Here is a 17,283-nt window from a genome sequence, read left to right as displayed (position 1 = left end):
GTCGTTCGATTAGTTTGCGAGGATGCCGAAAGTATTGAGCACATCCGGTGTGATCGTTCCGGTGACCTTCAGATTGTAGTCGGTCTGCATCGCGACGAGCGCTTTCTTGCAAGCCGGCCCGACTTGCCCATCAATCAAGCCTTCGTAGTAGCCATAGGCGGTGAGGGCGGTCTGGACCTGCATTACGATGCGCTTGAATTTCGCGGTATTTCCGGGAAGCGTCTTGAGCGGAGTGGCTGTCGCCGGATTGGACGTGCTCGGATATGCAGGGGTCGCGGAAACCGTCGGTTGGGTGGCGAACGAACCGGACGGAGCTGTGTAGACCGTTGATGGCGGCGAGTAGACCGGTGCACTGCGTCTGTGGGTGTAGCCACCGCCACTGCTTGATCGATGGCTTGAATGGGAGCTGTGTGAGCGGTGGGAGCTATGTGAACGATGCCCGGCGAGCGTGAATATGTGCTTCAGCCTGAGGCGCTCCAATACAGAAGTCCCGGGATCTTTCTTGGAAGCAACCTCGCCAATCGGTATCGCATCAGATTTCGATGGCAAAAAGCCCGCCACCAGAAGCGACGGGATCATAAACAGGCGAGATTTCATAACGGCCCCAGAAATGCAAACCCCTCTGCATGACTATACCATTGAAAAAAACCACCACAAGTTTCCTTGGCGCGACAATTCAAACAGAAGTCTAGGTATTTTCTCTTCCAGTCCGAGATCGTTGAGGGGGCAAAATCCTGGTAAGCAGGCGGTACCGAACACAGGGGAAAATTATAGAGCGAGGCCTTGAGACCGCGTGCCGTTGCGATGTCTACCGCGCGAGCAATCTGGTCGAAATCGCCCGATGTGTCTCTAAACGTCTCCTTCCAGTTCATCCGGGCATAACCGATCCGCTCCAGTTGCATGATGGCCCAGACCGTCAAAAAGCTGAGGCGGGTGGACACGTAGTCTGCCAGAGCCGGAAGATCCTGCCAGTTCTGTTGCATGAGGACCGTTCGCAGTTCGAGGGAAGCCCCGGCGCGCATCAGGATCGACAATCCCTGTTCGAGGTTAGCGAATGCTCCCGGTTTGCCCACGATCCGGTCGTGATTTTCAGGTGTGGCCGAATAAAGCGGAACGCCCCAGAGCACGCGTTCGTGGTCTAGCCGCTGCAGTCTCTCTAAGTCTGCTCGGGAAAAATGCTGCGCATTGGTCAAGACATGAAATCCGATGTCGGGACGCTGCGCCTTGACCTCCTCGAGCATGGAAAAGAGCCGCTCCTTGTGAAGCAAGGGTTCGCCGCCCGAAACGCCGATCATTGCTCCCTGCGGAGCCAATGTCGCAGCGAGGGTGAATTGGTCGAACAGATCGGTGTGATATTTCTTGGGAGGCTGCGAGCACATCACACATAGCTGGTCGCACTGCTCCGTGACCTGAAGCGTGTTGTGCGCGGAACCGGCGCGAATGAGGCGATGCGCCGTCGTCTCGCCTGGCAACATCATCAAGACGTCGCCGTCGATAACCTCGTCGGAAACCCCATACACGCCAAACGAAAAGCCATTGAGGTCGTACTCGCAACGATCTGGTGCAACTTCAGCAAGGACCGCGTCATGGTCCGACCGAGCAGGTGACCCCGGTCCTTGCAGGCGGACGACCAAGGGCTCGTCGATCGGTAGGGGGTCAACCTTCAGGCGCAGGCTAATCATTGATGAACCTTGGCAAGCCGCGGATCGAAGTGAGGTGTGCCAGCCCAAAGCGCCAACGTCTTTTTGACCTTTGGATCATCCGAATAGATCATCGCGAAAACCCTGTCGAAAATCGACGTATGGCGCTGACAGAAGTCAGTCAGATGTTTCGGCATATCGATCCGCCCATATCGTGAAATGTCATCGACCAGATCAACCCCGCAAAAGGCTTGGTAGGGGCAGTGCACGCAATCCGGATGGAAGTTGTTGAACGCTTCAGCGTTTAGGCGATCGATCGTGTCCGCCGAGATCCCGTTGAAGACGTCTCCCATGGACAGGTCGAATTGACCGACTCGGGTGACCATACGCGCTTCATCAGTCGGGTATATTTTGCCGTCATAGTCGATCACCACATAGCCGTGCCCGACAATGTTCGGATTGCGGAGATCCACGTGACCGTTGTGACCGGACCTCAGCACCCGTCGAAGACAGTGGACGAAATAGTACTCTTCGATTGGGACCGCAGAGGACCAATTGTGCTCAACGAGCGCGTCGATGAAAGCGGCATGATACTTGTTCCAGAGGTCGGCGCTTCCACGTGCGTTGAACTTCTTTCTCGCAAAGCCCTGGTAGTTCACGGGTCGCAGGTAGATGGATCGAATATCATAGCTGAGGAAGGTCTTGATGACTTCCTGCGGCGAGGGCGCATTGTGCGGATCGATCGTTGGCAAGGCGGAGATCTTTTCCGGCCCCAGTCGGCTCACAGCGAAATCAAGATTTGAGAAGAATTGATCCGTCTTGCCCGGCAACATTGTGCGCTGCTTTTGATGCGTTATGCGATTGCCGTCCAAAGAAGTGCTGACAAAAACGTCGTCTCGTCCGAGCAGGTCCCAGGCGGGGGCGCTGACCTCCTGTAGATTTGTACAGATTACGAACTCGCAGGCATCAAATCGTTGCCTGCAGAAATCACGTATCCTTTCGATGACATCGAGGCGCAAGAGAGGCTCGCCTCCCTGGAACTCGACCTTGATTTTCCTGGCCGAAAGCGAGCCGAGAAGTCCGATAACCGCTTCTACTGTGGAGTCGTCCCAATCAAAGCCCGGAGTAGCTTCGTTGACACGCGAAACCTGGCAGTAGCCGCAGGCCAAGTTGCATCTGAGCGTAGGCACCAGAATGACATAGTCCAGTTCTCGCGGCAGGTAGAGCCGCTCAGCAAAACGGTGTTCGAAACCGTAATAGGCGAGATCACCGACAACATTGTAGGCGTGGCCGTTCGCATTCAAGAACGCGAGGTCGCCGGATGTTAACTGATCGCACGCATAGCGGTGCAAGAAGGCATGGTCGGACTTGAAATATCCACCGGCGTCGTCCGCGAAGAGAAGGAGCCCATCCTGATGCGGCCGGAATTTAAGCGGAACGACTGGCAAATCCCGTCACCCCTTCGATCAGCATTGTCCGAAGCGGCAGCGTTTCGCTGTAGATCTTCTGCCGGTAAAGACAAAACACGAAGTCCTGCACGAGCATCGACATTTGGTCACGGGAAGTCGTCAGTGTCACCGACTGATCGCTTATGGTCAGATGAACGTCCGGATAGAGATAGCGAAACCGTGCAGTTGCGTCTGCCAACCACGGACAGAGTTCGGGCTCGATGGCCAGTGTTCTCTCGTAGTCTGCATGATCCATGATTGGCGCGCCTTCCAGTCAATTTCGAAGGTTCTGGGCGATCGAGTTGTAGCACGTCTCCGTTGGTCCTACGACGTGCTCGAGCAACGAAATCCATTCACCCTCATCCATAGTCAAGAACTGCATGTGGCATTTGGAAGCCGCGCCTCTTGCGGATTGCTTGACCAACAGCCGACTGTCGATCTGGTATTTGAGGTCGAGGTACTGGGCGGCCTCATCGATCGGAATGCGCGAAACCTCGCCAGTCCTGACGCTCGCAACATAGGCGATGGAGCACCCTGTGCCGCAGCCCACTTGGATCACGGCATATTCTCCGGCGAAGGTCGGGCCGCCTGCCATGCCTTCCGAGATGCGAGTTTGAAAGTTCCGTGCTGAGGCATCCGTGAAATAGGGGGCGTTGATCGGCCCATTATAGATCCGATGCACCGGAAGCTGTGAGGGGGAGATGCGGGCGACCGAGATTTGCCGTACTTCACCGACTGGCGAGATAGCATTCTCCCACATAATGGGTGCGTAGCCCACATCGTAGACGAGCTCGTTCCCTCGTGTCCCCTTCAAATACTCGATGTCGGCGACTACCGTTGATTCCAGCAACGCGACGTCGTCGAGGTGCGCGTACATATCTTCACCGAACCGCTGCTTCAGCTCACGTAGGGAGGCCGAGGATATTTTAGAGACGAACGAGGCGATGGTTTTAGTCCCCTGAACCTCGTAAGAGCTGACAATAGTCACGCCGCCATCCGGTGTAGCGGTCGCAGGCGCGACGCCTGTGAAGAGCAAGCCCTTGCTACCAAAAAGAGAACGTACTTCGGAGAGACTTGTTTTTCCGAACTCAAATTTTCCAAACTGCCCCCATGCTCCGGACTGCGACGGCCGGCGGGTGGCTTCAATTTGGATGATCTTCCGAGACCCGTTTTGGTAGGTCAGCGTCACATCGATCCCGTTGGGGCTCGGGAGTCGAAGGATCGTGTATTCGGCTGTGGGCTTTGATGAAGAAACTTGCTGGTCAGCCACCAATTTGGAGGCGTCTTCGCCGATCGCATGGCCCGCAATCGTCTGAGCGTAAGATGGAGAGGAAGTGACGATTGCACCGACGCAGGCGCCCAACGCTACGAATGCGAGGCAGGCGAGTTTAATCCGTCCAAAGCTCTTCGATCTCATTGCCAAGCAGGTCCACGGTCGCATGCGTAAGTTCCACCGGCAGTTTTGAAATCGCCGAGATAAAGGAATTGTAATCGCTCAAGATAAAGTTGCAACGCAAGACCGCTGCACCGTAATCCTTCGATTTCGATCAGTGTTTTGTCAAGTCCACCGCCGCGCTCCTCGCAAAGGCCGAATGACCGCATGGTCGCAGCAAGCTTCTCGTTTCTCGAGCGGCGCTCATCGAGAATGCGGTCGGTGCTGATCAGAGAGCTACCTGGATTGGTGACTTCGATTCGGTTCTCATAGATTTCGACGACGGGACCGACGCCGGTCGCCATGAAATCTTGGTGTATGAGAGCATTGGCGATGACTTCACGCACGGCCGTTTCCGGGAAATGCGGCACCATCCGCCGGACGCCATCGATGTATCGCTCTTCTTTCGGCAGCCGCTCCACCAGAAATCGCATCATTCCGGTAAAGCCGACGGCGTACCCCTTCTTGCCCTCCTGCTCGAAGTCGGAACGGGACTTGTCCCGGCCGGCGTATTTCACGATGCGAACAGTCTTGCCGGCAATGGATGGGAAAACCGTGACATCACGCGCCAACATGATGGCGCCGAGATTGGTGATGCCGAAACGGCCTTCCAGGTTGTCGAGAAGAAAGCCAGCATCGACCATCTTTCGAATGATCTCCTGAGGATTTCTCGGCTTCGGATCACCCGTCAGGTCGTAGATGGGGGCTGGGTCAAGCACCGAGAAGACATCGTCCGCAGTGACGTTTGATGACGCGACTGCGGTTTCAAAGCGTCGGCGCCCTGTTGCTATCCAGAGAGCACGCTCGTGCTCAGGGAACTCGGCGAGTTTTTTCTTGTTTTCGCCAATGCGGACAAATTCCGTACCGGCGAATTTTACAGGTCGCTCATAAGAGGGCTCGATCGCGACGAGGGTATAGGCCAAACCATCGCAAACAAAGTCCAGAACTCAATGAGCACCCGCGGCTCGATCATTCAGGTCAACCAGTTGGTGAAATCCTCGTTGCCCTGCTTCTGTTGCTGCAGACGAAGCTCCGTGCCAACCCTCCTCCTTGTACGATCCTCCACTCCGAAGACGAGGAAAGCGCGATCTCTTCCGGCAAGCATGGCCGAATTCGCAAGCGCCGACACATACTCTCCGATCTCACGTGGATCCTTGTTGTTGACCTTGAATTCCAACCATGCGCTTTCGTTGGGTTCTTCCAACAGTCGGTTTAGAAGTGCGCAGGGGTCGTGGATCGGCATTGTGTGTCCTCGTTTTATCCCCCTTATATCAGATTCGGCCGTTTTGGAACCTTGAGCGCAACGGAAGAAGAAGAAATTTTCCAAAGAAATCAAATGGATGCAGTTGAACATTCTATGCGGATTTTTATCCGCATTTTGAATGCTCGGTTTGCGGCTATCGTTTCGCCCGCGGCAAATTCAGCGGTTAGCTTTTATCCTGGTTTTGTCAGCGTCCGAAGCTTTTCGTGTGTCCGGACACCGTGAAAACAATAGATTAGCGGCTTGGATCGACGTTATATCATTGCCGTGGACTGACGGGGTCTTTACCTCGCCCCTCGCGTCGAGCTCACCGTTAAGCGGCGGCCTCCCACACCTGGTTCAGGATTTTGGCGGCAAGCGCGGCCTTGTCCTGGGGCAAGAAGCGGCCATAGTGGCTGGCGACCATTTCGGGGTGTCCTGGATGGCGTAGCTCGCCTGCTCGTAGGAGCCCGTCTGTTTAAGGATGTGCGTTGCGAGCACGTCACGGACACTATGTGGTCCATGCGGCAGCAGCCCCTTGATCGCGCCGCGGCCAGTGTATGGATTGTAGATGCCATAGCGTTGGATCGTCAGGCGCCAGGCCTCGTAGAAGGTCGTTTGGTATAGGCGGCGTCCCTGCTGTTGGCCTTCACCGTCTTCACGAAAAAAGTGCCGGGATCATCGCCCCCGGCCAGGAGCACCCCGCGATGCCGCTCGATGTAGGCGTTGAGGTATTTGTACAGGTCCAAGAGATCCGCAGAATCAGCCGGAAGGGTTTTGAGCCGAAAAAGGAAGAGTTGGCGTTTTTGAAGGCGTTCGCAGGGACCAGAACCTCCCAGCCGCCGTCGCGATCGCTCCAGCGGATTTCGCCACAGCGGTGATATGGTCGACCATTCGTGGTCGGTGAGTTCGTAGCGGCGACGCGTCATCGAAGGCTTCCTTATTCGGAAGCCTTGAATCATGCAGGGCCCAAAACTCCAAGAGTATTTATGAGTTTACGGCCTAAGGAGATAAAGGCTTTGATCGACAATTCGGAAGTCGCGGTAAGCGAAGGCGTCAAACTCGTCAGCGATACCGACCAAGGGCTGCATTCGATTGCCGGCTTGGTGCAGACGATCAACCAGCACATGGACGCAATAGCATCAGCCGCTCAGCAGCAGGCCATCGGCCTTGGGGAGGTCAATTCCGCGGTCAATCATATGGATCAGGCGACCCAGCAGAACGCAGCGATGGTCGAGGAGATGAATGCGGCGTCGGCGGGACTTGCGCAAGAGTCTTCTAGACTCGCCGAGATGCTCAATCGCTTCATGACGCGCAAGGCTGATATCAAGGGTAACCTCGCTCTTGCTGCACAGGAGATCGCAGCAACCGCTTCGAAAAAATGCCTGGCTGTGGAGCCTCAACAGGTTATCCTCGTTTAGGCCGAGTCGGTTGATGGGTAGCTTGAATTTTAGGCTGCCATGCGGGCGACGCCAATCTAGCGGAGCCGGATCGGTAGGTGGGCCCTCTGATCCGGTGTTTTCGTAAGATTTGGCATAGGCCCATTCGCACGGCGCGATCTGGACGAGGCGCTCGGGCTTGCCATTGTCTTGGGCGTGCAGTGCTTAGTGAGGATGTGCTGGATGCTGAGCCACGGCGCCTCGGGTAGCGATGGGAGCGGCAGCTGGTGCCGTTGTCGGTCATGACGCGATGGACCTTGATTCCGTGAGCCTTGAAGAAAACGCAAGGTGTTGAAGAGAAACCACAACAGGAGCGCCGCGTCTCGTCGGGAAGATCTCTCAATAGGCCAGGCGTGAGTGGTCGTCGAGGGCCAGATGCCGTATTCCCAACCGATGCCGACGGCCGTTGCCTTTCTGGTGCGATCGCCAGTGACGCCGTGGCCGGTTTGGTTGACCTTGCCGATCTATCTGGTGTCGACATGGACGAGCTCGCCCGGCCTGTGGCGTGCGTAGCAGCGCACCGCCAGGGTTTAAGCTGTTCGGGCCACGGCGCTTGAGGATGCGGCTGAGCGTGGCGGACGAGGCACTGGTCTCCTGGGCGACTACCGGGCCGTCATATGCAGACGGCGCAACGCCGGCAGGCGCATCCTGTGGCGTCGGCCGACATGGCTCTGGAGCAGGGAACAGCGGTCAGCGAGGCCGCTCGCCCAACTATCTGTACTTCAACGTAGCCAAATCGTAGCTTCGAGGCGAAAGGCCTTTCTGCGACACATTGCCCCCTCCGCCCGATAAAGCGGTTCTTCTTGACCACGGTTGATCTCGATCAACATGCCGCCGCCACGCGCAGCCTACCGGTCTTCATTGCAACGGTTGTTGCTGATTCAATTATTGCTGGTTCAAGGAGACGTCAAATGAACATGAATGACGCACGGCATCTGAGATGGATCACGGGCGTGGGTGCGGCTTTTTTCGCATTCGGGGCAGCCGCCGCGGAACCGACATCACCGCCTGCTACTCCGGGCGCAGAGGATGTAGCGGCTGGGCTAAGCCCCTGGCAGATCCGCGCGCGCGCTTTGAGCGTCATCACTGAGGACAATGGTTCAATCAAGGGCGTGCCCGGCTCCGACCTTTCTTATTCGGACTCGCTGATCCCGGGACTCGACATCAGCTACTTCTTCACCGACAACATCGCCGCTGAACTCGTCCTTGGCACAACCTACGCCAACATCAAGGAAGATGGCGCGGTCGGCGTGCCGGTCGGGAAGGCATGGCTGCTGCCGCCCACGCTTACGCTGCAGTACCATTTCACCGATTTCGGCGCCTTCAAGCCCTATGTCGGCGCGGGCATCAACTACTCGCTGTTCTACAACCAGAGCGAAAAGCCCGGTTTCCATAACCTCGACGTGGACAATCATGTGGGCGCCGCGCTGCAGGTCGGTTTCGACTACATGGTTGACGAGCATTGGGGCGTGAACTTCGATGTGAAGAAAATCTTCCTCGAAACCGACTGGAAGGCTGATCATGACGTTCTCGGGCCGCTGAGCGGCAAGGCAAAAATCGATCCGTGGTTGATCGGTGCAGGCGTGACCTACCGTTTCTGAATGGACGATCACGGCCGGAGAGGGAGACGCAGAGCCCCTCCCGTCGATAGCGGGTCGCCGAGATAGTCGGTCTGCTCGGCCATGGCGCAGGCGGCTGTCCTGGCGAGCGCCTGATGCGACGGCTCGGTATGCCGGTCAGCGACGACACGATCCTTCGGCAGCTGAAGCGGGATGCCGCGCTTGCGCACTGCGCGACCCCGATCCGGGTCGTTGGCATAGATGACTGGAGCTGGCGGCGATCGTGGCGCTACGGGAGGATGATCGTCGACCTGGAGCGCGGTTCGGTTGTCGACATCCTTGACGACCGGAGCGTGGCGAGTGCGGCGCAATGGCTGGAGCGGCACCCTTCTGTCGAGATCGTCAGCCGAGATCGATGTGGGCTTTACGCGCAAGCTGTTCGCGAGGGTGCGCCGCAAGCGCGTCAGGTGGCTGATCGGTTCCATCTCATGCAGAATCTGCGGGTCGCAATCGAGGAGCAGAGACACCGGAAGCGCGCAAATCGACCTGATTCAGGAGGATCCGCAGGTTGATGCAACGCATCGGCGCCGGGTGCGCCACGCAGATGGCGTTCGATACCGTGCACGCCTTGCACAAGGAGGGTCTGTCCTGCTCGGAGATCGCACGTCGCACGGGCTACGGCCGGCGCAGCATGCGAAATGGCTGTCTTTCGAGACACCACTCGATCGGCGCAGGGCCGCGTTGAAGCCGACGTCACCCATATATTTCGAGGCGTTCCTCGCCGAGTGCTGGGAAGATGGCAATCGCTGCGGACGACATCTGTTCCACGATATCAGACAGCGCGGCTACACGGGCAGTTTCTCGAATCTCGAGCGGCTTCTCGCAAGCTGGCGCCGCGCCGAGCGGTCGGGCACGGACGGTGCGTCGCCGGCTCAGATCACTCAACCAGTTCACGATGCGGTGCCGATCCGCGATCCGGAGACCGGCCATGTGATCTCGCCAGTTCTCGCAGCTGCCCTGTGCATGAAGCCGCGAGGCATGCTGACGATCAATCAGGCGAGGAAGGTGGATACCCTGAAGCAGGGATCACATCAGTTTACCCTCATGCGCGCCATACGATTTCGCGGCATTCTCCGCAGCCGTGAAGCGAGCAGGCTAGACGCTTGGATCGACGATGCCGTCAGCTCCGGGCTTACGCCGATTGTGCGGTTCGCGCGGGTCCTGCGCCGCGACATCGGCGCCGTCCGCAACGCCATCGAACTGGCCTGGAGCAACGGTCAGGCGGAAGGCCAGATCAACCGCCTAAGACGATCAAACGTGCGATGTATGGCAGAGCAGGCCCGGAGCTCCTCAGAGCACGCATGCTGCCGCTCAACAATTCTCACCACACAAATTGAGGAAGATCCTAATTAAATGCCAAGCGACATCGGCTCACGATCTCGACAGAAGGGTGCCGCTCCAGCCATTGCGCGGCACTCGCCACGCTCCAGTCATTTATGCCAACGACCCGGATCGTGGCGTCGCAGTGCGCGAGCGCGGCATCCCGCTTCAGCTGTCGTAGGATCGTGTCGTCACTGAGAGGCATGCCGACGTCGCATCAAGCGCTCGCCAGGACGGCCGCCTGCGCCATGGCCGAGCAGACCGACAATCTCGGCGACCCTCCTTGTCCGGCGCGCATAAGGAGCAGCAATCGTCGGCAGTCGGTCGGTGAACGTTTGTCGTTGACAGTTCTGATGCGCGCATCGCCAGCGGCTCAACCGAAGCTTCACCGTCACGGTCTTGCCCTGGACCGGCAGATCTTGAACGCTTCGGTTGGACCAGCCATGCCGTTTCGGGTACGCCGTCCGCAGTCCGGGCAAACGCCAAAAGCTGGTCCGACAGCGCAAACAACCCAGCTGTCATCATCAGCGAGCGCGATACCCAGAACCTTGACCCCTGGGCCGGGCGATCATTTCGTTTTCGTTTGCATGCCCGCCCATAGCGGCATCATGTCTAACGGTGAGTGAACCACACTAAGTGAGGAAGACCCTGATTAAGTGCAAGACGACAATCGCTGAAAACAGGCGCGCCCGTTTAAGATCCTTCGAGTATTGACAGCCAAAGAGTTATCCCCTCGAGGTAACAGCCAAGTAGTCAAATGCGTTCAATTTACTCGCAAACTCGACCAAGAGTTGCTCGCGCCCCATCAAGGCGTACGACGCCGTGGAGCTTGATCCGCTTCCGATGGAGCCGCCGGCGGTACAAGTCTGTGCTTGTGAGAAAACTTCATTGACCGAGTGGAAGCCGAGTGCCCTATAGGCTTCCATTTGTTCTTCGGAGAAGAACTGGTCGCTTGTTGCCTCGTGCGGAAAATCCGGATAGCGCCGTTCGTAGTCCAAAACATAATCCGGCTCTTTTCCGGTGACGGCGGCCTTTACATATAGGAGGATACCGTGATCTCCGCTCTCATAGGTGACGCAACCGATAGCGAAGTGCGGGCATCCCTCGAGAGGACGAGAACGTGACTTGGACCGGTCAGCCAATCTCTCAAGTGCGGCATCTCTTACCGGACGCCAATCAAGCGATATACGCGTCCCATCATCAATACGCGCAAAGCGTTGCACATCGGCAAATGCGCTAAAGTTCATGCCCGGATCCGCCTCCGCATCCACGACGACTATAAACTTGCAGCGGCGCTTTAGGAGCTGATAGAGGCCGATGTTGTCGATATGGCCGCCGTCAGTGACATAAACTCGTGAGCTGTTAGAGCGGAGCCTGCCAAACGCCTCGGCAAATAGGTACAGTCGGAAAAGATCCTCCCAATGTCTGTCTTCAGCTTTTGGCCTAGATGGGTTTGGAAGCCAAAATCCCAATCGGAGATTTAGCAGCGCCAGAGTAGGTCCTAATAATCCTATTCCGATCCTGCCCATGCTCGATGACACCGCGGCGCCTGAAATAGCAGCCGCCGCTGCGAGATCAAGTTCAGGCTCTACTGACCAAATCCATTTTGAGTCGGCGTAGCGCGTCGATTCGCTGCCGATGGCATGCTTGGAAAAAAGGAAGAACTCCGCATTTCGTCCGCGCTTCGCTGGATCTGGCAATCGGTGGCGGTCGGTCGTAGCCACGGCGGCGCCGGCCTTCCCGCTTGCTAGCGGCTCGTCCTTTCTCGGCAATCTGACGTTCAAAGTGCCGTTGACGAGGAGGTAGGGAGCCTCTTCTGGAAGAGCGTGAAGGGGCAGCGGCCCTCCTTCTTTGTCCCCGAGGCGATAAGCGACGCGGAGCCTGTCTCGGTAAAGCCTGTGCAGCCCGTTCGCGTTCTCGGTGAACGCTGTCGCAACTACTCCCACTGCAAAGCTTAATGCCAAATAGTTGCAAAGGACGGTCCAGTCCCCGACATTCTTACCAGATCCGCTTCTCGTCGCGATGGCCGCAACGACTAACGCAACCAACCATATGCCGACCAGCAGCAATATGGAAATGTTGAAGTGGCCGTGCACAATTGCCGTAAGAGTTTCCCACGGACGACTCTTGAGGCTCCTGCTTAAAATCTGGGTGGCGGCAAGGAAAAGAACAGCGAACCCAGCAACCACCGTCGAAAAGGTCCAATTTTTCGCAAGGAGAAAATCAGGACCGTACGGATAAGCGCCTCCGTCTTTGATTCCCCAAATTACGATCATTAGAAAGAGCCCATATATCGTCAGTGGCAGCAGCATTGCCGCGCCGTAGAGCACAAGCTTTGCCAGGAGCGACCGCAGGTGCGCAGCAATGGAGGGGATGCTCAATGCGCGCTGAATCCAAACGACCAATTTACCCTGGAACGCTGCAGTCAACCCGACGATTGCTCCAGCGATTGTTGCAAGACTTGCGAGCCCTTGTGTGCTTGCACCGTCGCTGTCCAACTGATGTTTCACGGCTCTTATGACGATGGGTTGCAATTCCATTGCTGCTGCGAAGACAAGGGCGATGATCAACCAGCGGCCAACCCTTGCGCCGTAGCCATCGTATTCCAGGGATGCACTTCCGTCCGGATGCGAACGGCCGAAACTCTCGACATATGATCGCCGGAGGGCCCAGCCTACCAGCCACAGGCCAAGACAAATGGCGGTAATCATTGAGAAGAGAAAAGGGCTATCGATCACCCGTTCAACGCTCGACCACCAAGAACTACTTTTTCTCCACTCCTCGCGAAGTGCTAGGTTTGCAACGTCCAGGAATATGCTGTGCTTGAGTTCCTCCGTTGTCGGGTTGCTCAGAATAAAGATTGTTGCAAGAGGTAAAAGAAACGAGAGCAGCAAGAGTATGTTCACTACCAAGCCACGCATTATGATCACTGCGGAGGTTATTATGTCGAGGAACCCGCGGGGTGCGAGAAAGCGACTGTAGTCGCGCAGATGGCTCACCGCTTCACTGTCTCGAACACCCTCGTTGGAGGGCCGGGCGAATGGGAATCCAGGCTCGCCATTCTCTTCCAGGTTCGCATGCATGCCGGCGATCATGCTCGTGCCCACGTATCCGCCGCCAGAAACGGTTGACAGGTAGTCGATGCGGTTGATCAAGCCCCATGCGTGAAGCGCCTGTAGTGCACCCAGGCAATATGAGGCTGAGCGTATTCCACCCCCTGAAAGAGAAACGCCGAATATTTCGGCGGGGGCGCTTTGAGTGGGCTCACGGTCGCCAGGAACATCAACTTTTGCAGCACGGCGACGCAGACGAATGGAGGCGTGTTCAAGTGCCAGAATCTCCGAGAAACTATGGGGCCGGACTTCGTCTTCCGGTCGTTTGATCGTCATAACGGCCGATCCTTTCATTAGAGTCGCCTTCATAACTTCGTGGGGGTGAACCAGGTTGATGTTCTTCCTTTTGCTGGGCAGTCGAACTTGGCTGGCCGTAGAAGAGGCGAGGGCACGCAGATCGTCAGACTAAATGAGCGGGTCGCGCTGTTTTCCTCCTCTCCCGCACCGTGAGTATGGTCTTGGAACCGCAAAACAAGCGGTAGCTGCACCGGCGCTATGAGCGGGCTGATATCGGCGTTTTCCGTTCAAACCTCGAGCGCGAGCGGCGAGGCTTTCAGGTATTTCACCCTCAGCCGGCCGTTACTCGCCTGCGTCGCCTTGGCGAGTTTCTGCTCGACCGCCGTAAACTGGGCGATGCACTTGGCTAGCTTGTCGGACGGCGCTCCTTTTTTGGCAATGTGGACAGCCTGTTGTTTCTTCAGATAATCGGTGCTGCAGTTGAACCAGATGGTGAAAGGCTGAGCGGCACCTGGGTTGGGCGAGAGATGCTCGGCAGGCCCCAAGCGCGAATCGAGAAGCACTTCGAGGACGCGCAGGTCGGGGTTCTCGTGCTCGCCATTGGCGCAGATCAGGTAGTGATCGGCGGTGATGCGCTTGGCAAAGGAGCGGTCGAGATTGTGCTCGGAGCCGTGGTGCTGAAGCTTCAGCACATCGACATGCAATCCGTCGCCATCGGCGAGCCGACCATGATGGGTGAGGCCGGCAAGGATATCATCGGCATGACCGTCGCCAGTCAAAACGACGCGGGCGACGCTGCCGCCGGGCTTGGGTTCCTCGAGCAAGAGCATGAGAGAGGCGAGGTTGGGCTCGGTGACACTCTTGCGGTTGCCAAGTTCGTCGTCGATGGACACGCCGAAGCCGGGCGGAATGGGGCCCTCGTTGTCTTCGAGCCAGGCCTCGAGCTTGTCGACGCTGCCGGCGTTTTTGGAATTCTCCAGCCAATTCTTCCAGTACTTGCGAAGGATTTCGAGGTCCTTCTTGGACGGACCGATGACGCGAACGGCGAGGGAACTGGCGGCGTTGAGGCTGATTTCCTCCTGGCCGCGGACCATGGCGAGCAGGTTGCCGAACTCACCATTAAGCGGGATGTGCAACTGATCGGCGGCGATGCGGCGCGATACCTTGATCGCCTCGGGGATTGAGTTGGCGACGCTTCGGAACGCATCGGCAAGCCGAAGCAGCGACGGGTTGGTAGAACTGGAGAGCGTGTTGGCGCGGGCGGCGAGGACGCTGCCGATCGCCTCGGACTCGTCGACCATCGCCTTGAAGGCATTGTGCCAGATGCGTTTGATCTTGGGGGGTCTCTTGAAGGGCGGCTTGGTGGCTGGTTGGCCGTTGGCGTGCTTATGGTCGAAGACGCGCCACTGCACCGTATCTTCGAGCAATTGCAGCACGCCGGCGATGTGATCCTGGTCGACATGTGAGACATAGGCGAGGTCGAGGTCCTTGCCGGTGTCTTCTGCCCATTTGCCGAGGAAGCCACGCACCTCAGAGGCGTAGGATCCCGGCATGCCGCCATCGGCGAGGATGCTAACGGCATCGGCTTCAATCAACAGGCAATCGCCCTTCTCAGACGGCAAGAGCGTAATTTTCATGGGGCGGTCCTCGGGGGGCGTCGAGTTGTGATGGCTCTGGGGGTAGCGCTACGGCGGCGTGCTGGACTCGCGGCGACGACCGGGGTTCCGGCCGTTGGTGCAGCGGATTTTTTCAACTCGCTGCGGGTCAGAGCACGGGTGGCTTCGGCGACGCAGGCCGCTGGAGATATCACGCCAAATCCCAGATCGTTTGCCCATTGATAGGTGGCACCCGGCAGCGGCTGCGCAGTGGCCTTTATTATGCCTAGGATCTGGGCGGCGGTGAGCGTCGGCTCCTCGGCCAACATCAATCCGATGACACCGGCGACATAGGGGCTCGCCATGCTAGTGCCCGTCATTTCGATCCACGGATTGTCCGGATCACCGAACCCGTTGGCAGCAACGATGCGGGTGCCGGGAGCAGTGATGTCGGGCTTCGGTCGGCCGTCTCGGGTCGGGCCTTGGCTCGAGGTGATGTGGGCGCGGCGCTTCATCTCATCGAGATTGGCGACCGAGACGACACGCTGACCGCATGCGAGGGCGCTGACGGACGAGGTATCGACGTGCGAGGCTTCGGTGAAGAATGAGGGCCAGAAGTAATTGCCGTCGCCCAGATCGGCCGGATCGTCGCGCTCGATCCAGGCGTGGAAGGTGCCGTCGCGGATGACGAGGCCGTGCAGCCGGACCTGCCAGACGCCGGCAGGGATGCCGATGATCAGGTTCTCACCGAAGAACGGCGTCAGGTAGGCGGCGATGTAGTTGGCGCCGTTGGTCGGGTGATGCAGTTCGTTGTAGATGCTGATCAGTGTCCGGTCCGGCAATTGGTGGTTCTCGACGAACTGACCCGGCAGGACCGGGCCGATCCAGTCTCCATCGGGCGGGCGAATGCTGATGGCGAAGCGATCCTGCGGCTCGTACCAGATCTCGAGCTCGTTCTCGGATGCGTCCTTCACCTTGTCGCCGACGACCTGCCACTCGAGGATGTGGTCGAGGCCTTGGGCGTCAATTTTGCCGCTCGCATGAATACGGCCCATCATGTAGCCGAGATCGTCCGGGGCCTCGGGTCGTTCCTGCCCGGCGTTGCCGGCCGCAATGCAGATCGAACGGCCCGGCTCCGCCAGCAAGGCGTCGATCCAGCGGTCGAGGATGCTCGAGCCGTCGTGGGCGTGGCCGTTCGTTCCGAGGCTAACGTTGATCGAGATGGGACGCTCCCCGGCGAGATCGAGCAGGTAATAGACCGCGTCGAGCAAGCAGGTGCAATCGTAGAACGAAGTGCGCCGGTCGATCTCGTCCTCGGGCAACGCGATCAGCACCGCCGCGATTTCGGCCGCGCTGCAGAGACCGCTGTTGCCCGCGGCGATGGAGGCGACATGGGTACCGTGCGAGCCCACCAGCATCTGCGATTGCGGTTCGAGATCATGCGGCGAGACGCCGATTTTAGTGGCGTCCTTCAGTGCGGTTTGCATGTCCGCGGCGGAAATCACCCGGCCGCGCTTCAGGCCCTTGCGATTGCGGCCGACCTTGGCGCCTTGGTCCCAGATGCTGACAAAGCGCGACCTTCCATTAACGAGGAAATCGGGGTGGGCCCAGTCGAAGCCTTCGACATCGATGATCCCGATCAGCATGCCCTTGCCGTCTCCAAGTTCGGCAGGGGTGACGCCCGGGACGCGGTGGGCTGGAGCGGTGCTGCCGGCGCTGCCCTTGAACGGACGCGGCAGCTTGAGAGCATCGGCCGGTTCGATAAAGATCGTACTGGGCTCACGGGCGAGATTGTACACTTCATCAAGTGTCATCCGGCGGGTCGCCATGCCACGCAAAGTCTGCTGGCCAGCCACCGGTGGCAGTGAATCAGTTGACCGGACGAAAACGCTTACTTCGACGGCCTCCCGTTGCGCCTGGACGTCGACCCCGTGCTTCTTGGCAGTGCCGCGAACCGGCGCGGCGTCGGGTGCAATGGCTGTTGCGAGGGGCGGGGTGGAGGCAGCAAGTTCCTTGCTGGCCACCCGGAGCGCCGGCTGTACCTCAGATTTTGCGGAACTGACTTCCGGGTCACAATTGGCGAACATTCGCAACTTCGGGTGCTGGTTCCGCAGCACGACGTTCTGCCACTTGTCACTCATCGCATCCCCCTCGAGTATCTGAGAACAACAGACGCTGCCGTTGCCGGGACAATGCAGCG

At 58.2% G+C, this 17,283-nt stretch carries 11 protein-coding genes and 5 pseudogenes; 3 read left to right on the top strand and 13 right to left on the bottom strand.

Annotated features, from left to right (window positions below; all coding sequences use genetic code 11):
* Positions 1-9: 9 nt before the first annotated feature.
* The 9 genes and pseudogenes from hxsA to M728_RS28080 all read right to left on the bottom strand — a co-directional run.
* The gene (gene hxsA, locus M728_RS28120) at positions 10-597 is read right to left on the bottom strand and encodes a His-Xaa-Ser repeat protein HxsA (RefSeq protein WP_034884337.1); all 588 of its coding nucleotides are present in this window, start codon (positions 595-597) and stop codon (positions 10-12) included.
* Entirely contained in the window at positions 594-1,682 is a 1,089-nt protein-coding gene (gene hxsC, locus M728_RS28115) for a His-Xaa-Ser system radical SAM maturase HxsC (protein WP_026622585.1), read from the bottom strand. The genes hxsA and hxsC overlap by 4 nt, the downstream gene beginning before the upstream one ends.
* Positions 1,679-3,088, bottom strand: a complete 1,410-nt coding sequence (gene hxsB / locus M728_RS28110) for a His-Xaa-Ser system radical SAM maturase HxsB (protein WP_026622584.1) — start codon at positions 3,086-3,088, stop codon at positions 1,679-1,681. Before hxsB ends, hxsC begins: the two co-directional genes overlap by 4 nt.
* Positions 3,069-3,344: a hypothetical protein gene (locus M728_RS28105; RefSeq protein WP_026622583.1), complete on the bottom strand. Its 276-nt coding sequence runs from the start codon at positions 3,342-3,344 to the stop codon at positions 3,069-3,071. Before M728_RS28105 ends, hxsB begins: the two co-directional genes overlap by 20 nt.
* Positions 3,345-3,362: 18 nt before the next feature.
* The gene (locus M728_RS28100) at positions 3,363-4,505 is read right to left on the bottom strand and encodes a hypothetical protein (RefSeq protein ID WP_051441019.1); all 1,143 of its coding nucleotides are present in this window, start codon (positions 4,503-4,505) and stop codon (positions 3,363-3,365) included.
* Positions 4,502-5,443 (bottom strand): ATP-binding protein, encoded by a 942-nt coding sequence (locus tag M728_RS28095; protein ID WP_245269798.1) that lies wholly within the window; start codon positions 5,441-5,443, stop codon positions 4,502-4,504. Before M728_RS28095 ends, M728_RS28100 begins: the two co-directional genes overlap by 4 nt.
* Positions 5,444-5,493: 50 nt before the next feature.
* Entirely contained in the window at positions 5,494-5,874 is a 381-nt protein-coding gene (locus M728_RS28090; RefSeq protein ID WP_245269797.1) for a helix-turn-helix domain-containing protein, read from the bottom strand.
* Between the two features lie 220 nt (positions 5,875-6,094).
* Positions 6,095-6,637 (bottom strand): annotated as a pseudogene (locus tag M728_RS28085) (hypothetical protein); the annotation flags it as partial.
* A pseudogene (locus M728_RS28080) lies at positions 6,591-6,689 on the bottom strand (IS5/IS1182 family transposase); the annotation flags it as partial. The pseudogenes M728_RS28080 and M728_RS28085, both read right to left, overlap by 47 nt.
* 75 nt (positions 6,690-6,764) lie before the next feature.
* Between M728_RS28080 and M728_RS28075 the strand changes: the two are divergent.
* The 3 genes and pseudogenes from M728_RS28075 to M728_RS28065 all read left to right on the top strand — a co-directional run.
* Positions 6,765-7,181: pseudogene (locus M728_RS28075) on the top strand (methyl-accepting chemotaxis protein); the annotation flags it as partial.
* A gap of 929 nt (positions 7,182-8,110) precedes the next feature.
* A complete protein-coding gene (locus M728_RS28070; protein ID WP_156943551.1) occupies positions 8,111-8,800 on the top strand; it encodes an OmpW family protein in 690 nt (229 codons plus the stop codon).
* A gap of 50 nt (positions 8,801-8,850) precedes the next feature.
* A pseudogene (locus tag M728_RS28065) lies at positions 8,851-10,155 on the top strand (ISL3 family transposase); the annotation flags it as partial.
* 23 nt (positions 10,156-10,178) lie between these two features.
* Here M728_RS28065 and M728_RS28060 read toward each other — a convergent pair.
* From M728_RS28060 to M728_RS28045, 4 genes and pseudogenes are all read right to left on the bottom strand, one after another.
* A pseudogene (locus M728_RS28060) lies at positions 10,179-10,676 on the bottom strand (transposase family protein); the annotation flags it as partial.
* A gap of 187 nt (positions 10,677-10,863) precedes the next feature.
* Positions 10,864-13,527, bottom strand: coding sequence for a patatin-like phospholipase family protein (locus M728_RS28055; RefSeq protein WP_370906518.1), 2,664 nt, complete (start codon positions 13,525-13,527; stop codon positions 10,864-10,866).
* A gap of 248 nt (positions 13,528-13,775) precedes the next feature.
* Positions 13,776-15,125, bottom strand: coding sequence for an MBL fold metallo-hydrolase (locus M728_RS28050; protein WP_026622977.1), 1,350 nt, complete (start codon positions 15,123-15,125; stop codon positions 13,776-13,778).
* Positions 15,122-17,224, bottom strand: coding sequence for a S8 family serine peptidase (locus M728_RS28045; RefSeq protein ID WP_051441069.1), 2,103 nt, complete (start codon positions 17,222-17,224; stop codon positions 15,122-15,124). The genes M728_RS28050 and M728_RS28045 overlap by 4 nt, the downstream gene beginning before the upstream one ends.
* Positions 17,225-17,283: the final 59 nt, after the last annotated feature.

The organism is Ensifer sp. WSM1721, from assembly GCF_000513895.2.
In the GTDB taxonomy this organism is placed as follows: domain Bacteria; phylum Pseudomonadota; class Alphaproteobacteria; order Rhizobiales; family Rhizobiaceae; genus Sinorhizobium.
This window is presented reverse-complemented; position numbering and strand designations above follow the sequence as displayed.

Excerpts from the sequence above, each read along its gene's own strand:
- hxsA (WP_034884337.1), bottom strand. The coding sequence starts at position 597 with ATGAAATCTCGCCTGTTTATGATCCCGTCGCTTCTGGTGGCGGGCTTT.
- hxsC (WP_026622585.1), bottom strand. The coding sequence starts at position 1,682 with ATGATTAGCCTGCGCCTGAAGGTTGACCCCCTACCGATCGACGAGCCC.
- M728_RS28105 (WP_026622583.1), bottom strand. The coding sequence starts at position 3,344 with ATGGATCATGCAGACTACGAGAGAACACTGGCCATCGAGCCCGAACTC.
- M728_RS28100 (WP_051441019.1), bottom strand. The coding sequence starts at position 4,505 with ATGAGATCGAAGAGCTTTGGACGGATTAAACTCGCCTGCCTCGCATTC.
- M728_RS28090 (WP_245269797.1), bottom strand. The coding sequence starts at position 5,874 with ATGTTCAACTGCATCCATTTGATTTCTTTGGAAAATTTCTTCTTCTTC.
- M728_RS28070 (WP_156943551.1), top strand. The coding sequence starts at position 8,111 with ATGAACATGAATGACGCACGGCATCTGAGATGGATCACGGGCGTGGGT.
- M728_RS28055 (WP_370906518.1), bottom strand. The coding sequence starts at position 13,527 with ATGACGATCAAACGACCGGAAGACGAAGTCCGGCCCCATAGTTTCTCG.
- M728_RS28050 (WP_026622977.1), bottom strand. The coding sequence starts at position 15,125 with ATGAAAATTACGCTCTTGCCGTCTGAGAAGGGCGATTGCCTGTTGATT.
- M728_RS28045 (WP_051441069.1), bottom strand. The coding sequence starts at position 17,224 with ATGAGTGACAAGTGGCAGAACGTCGTGCTGCGGAACCAGCACCCGAAG.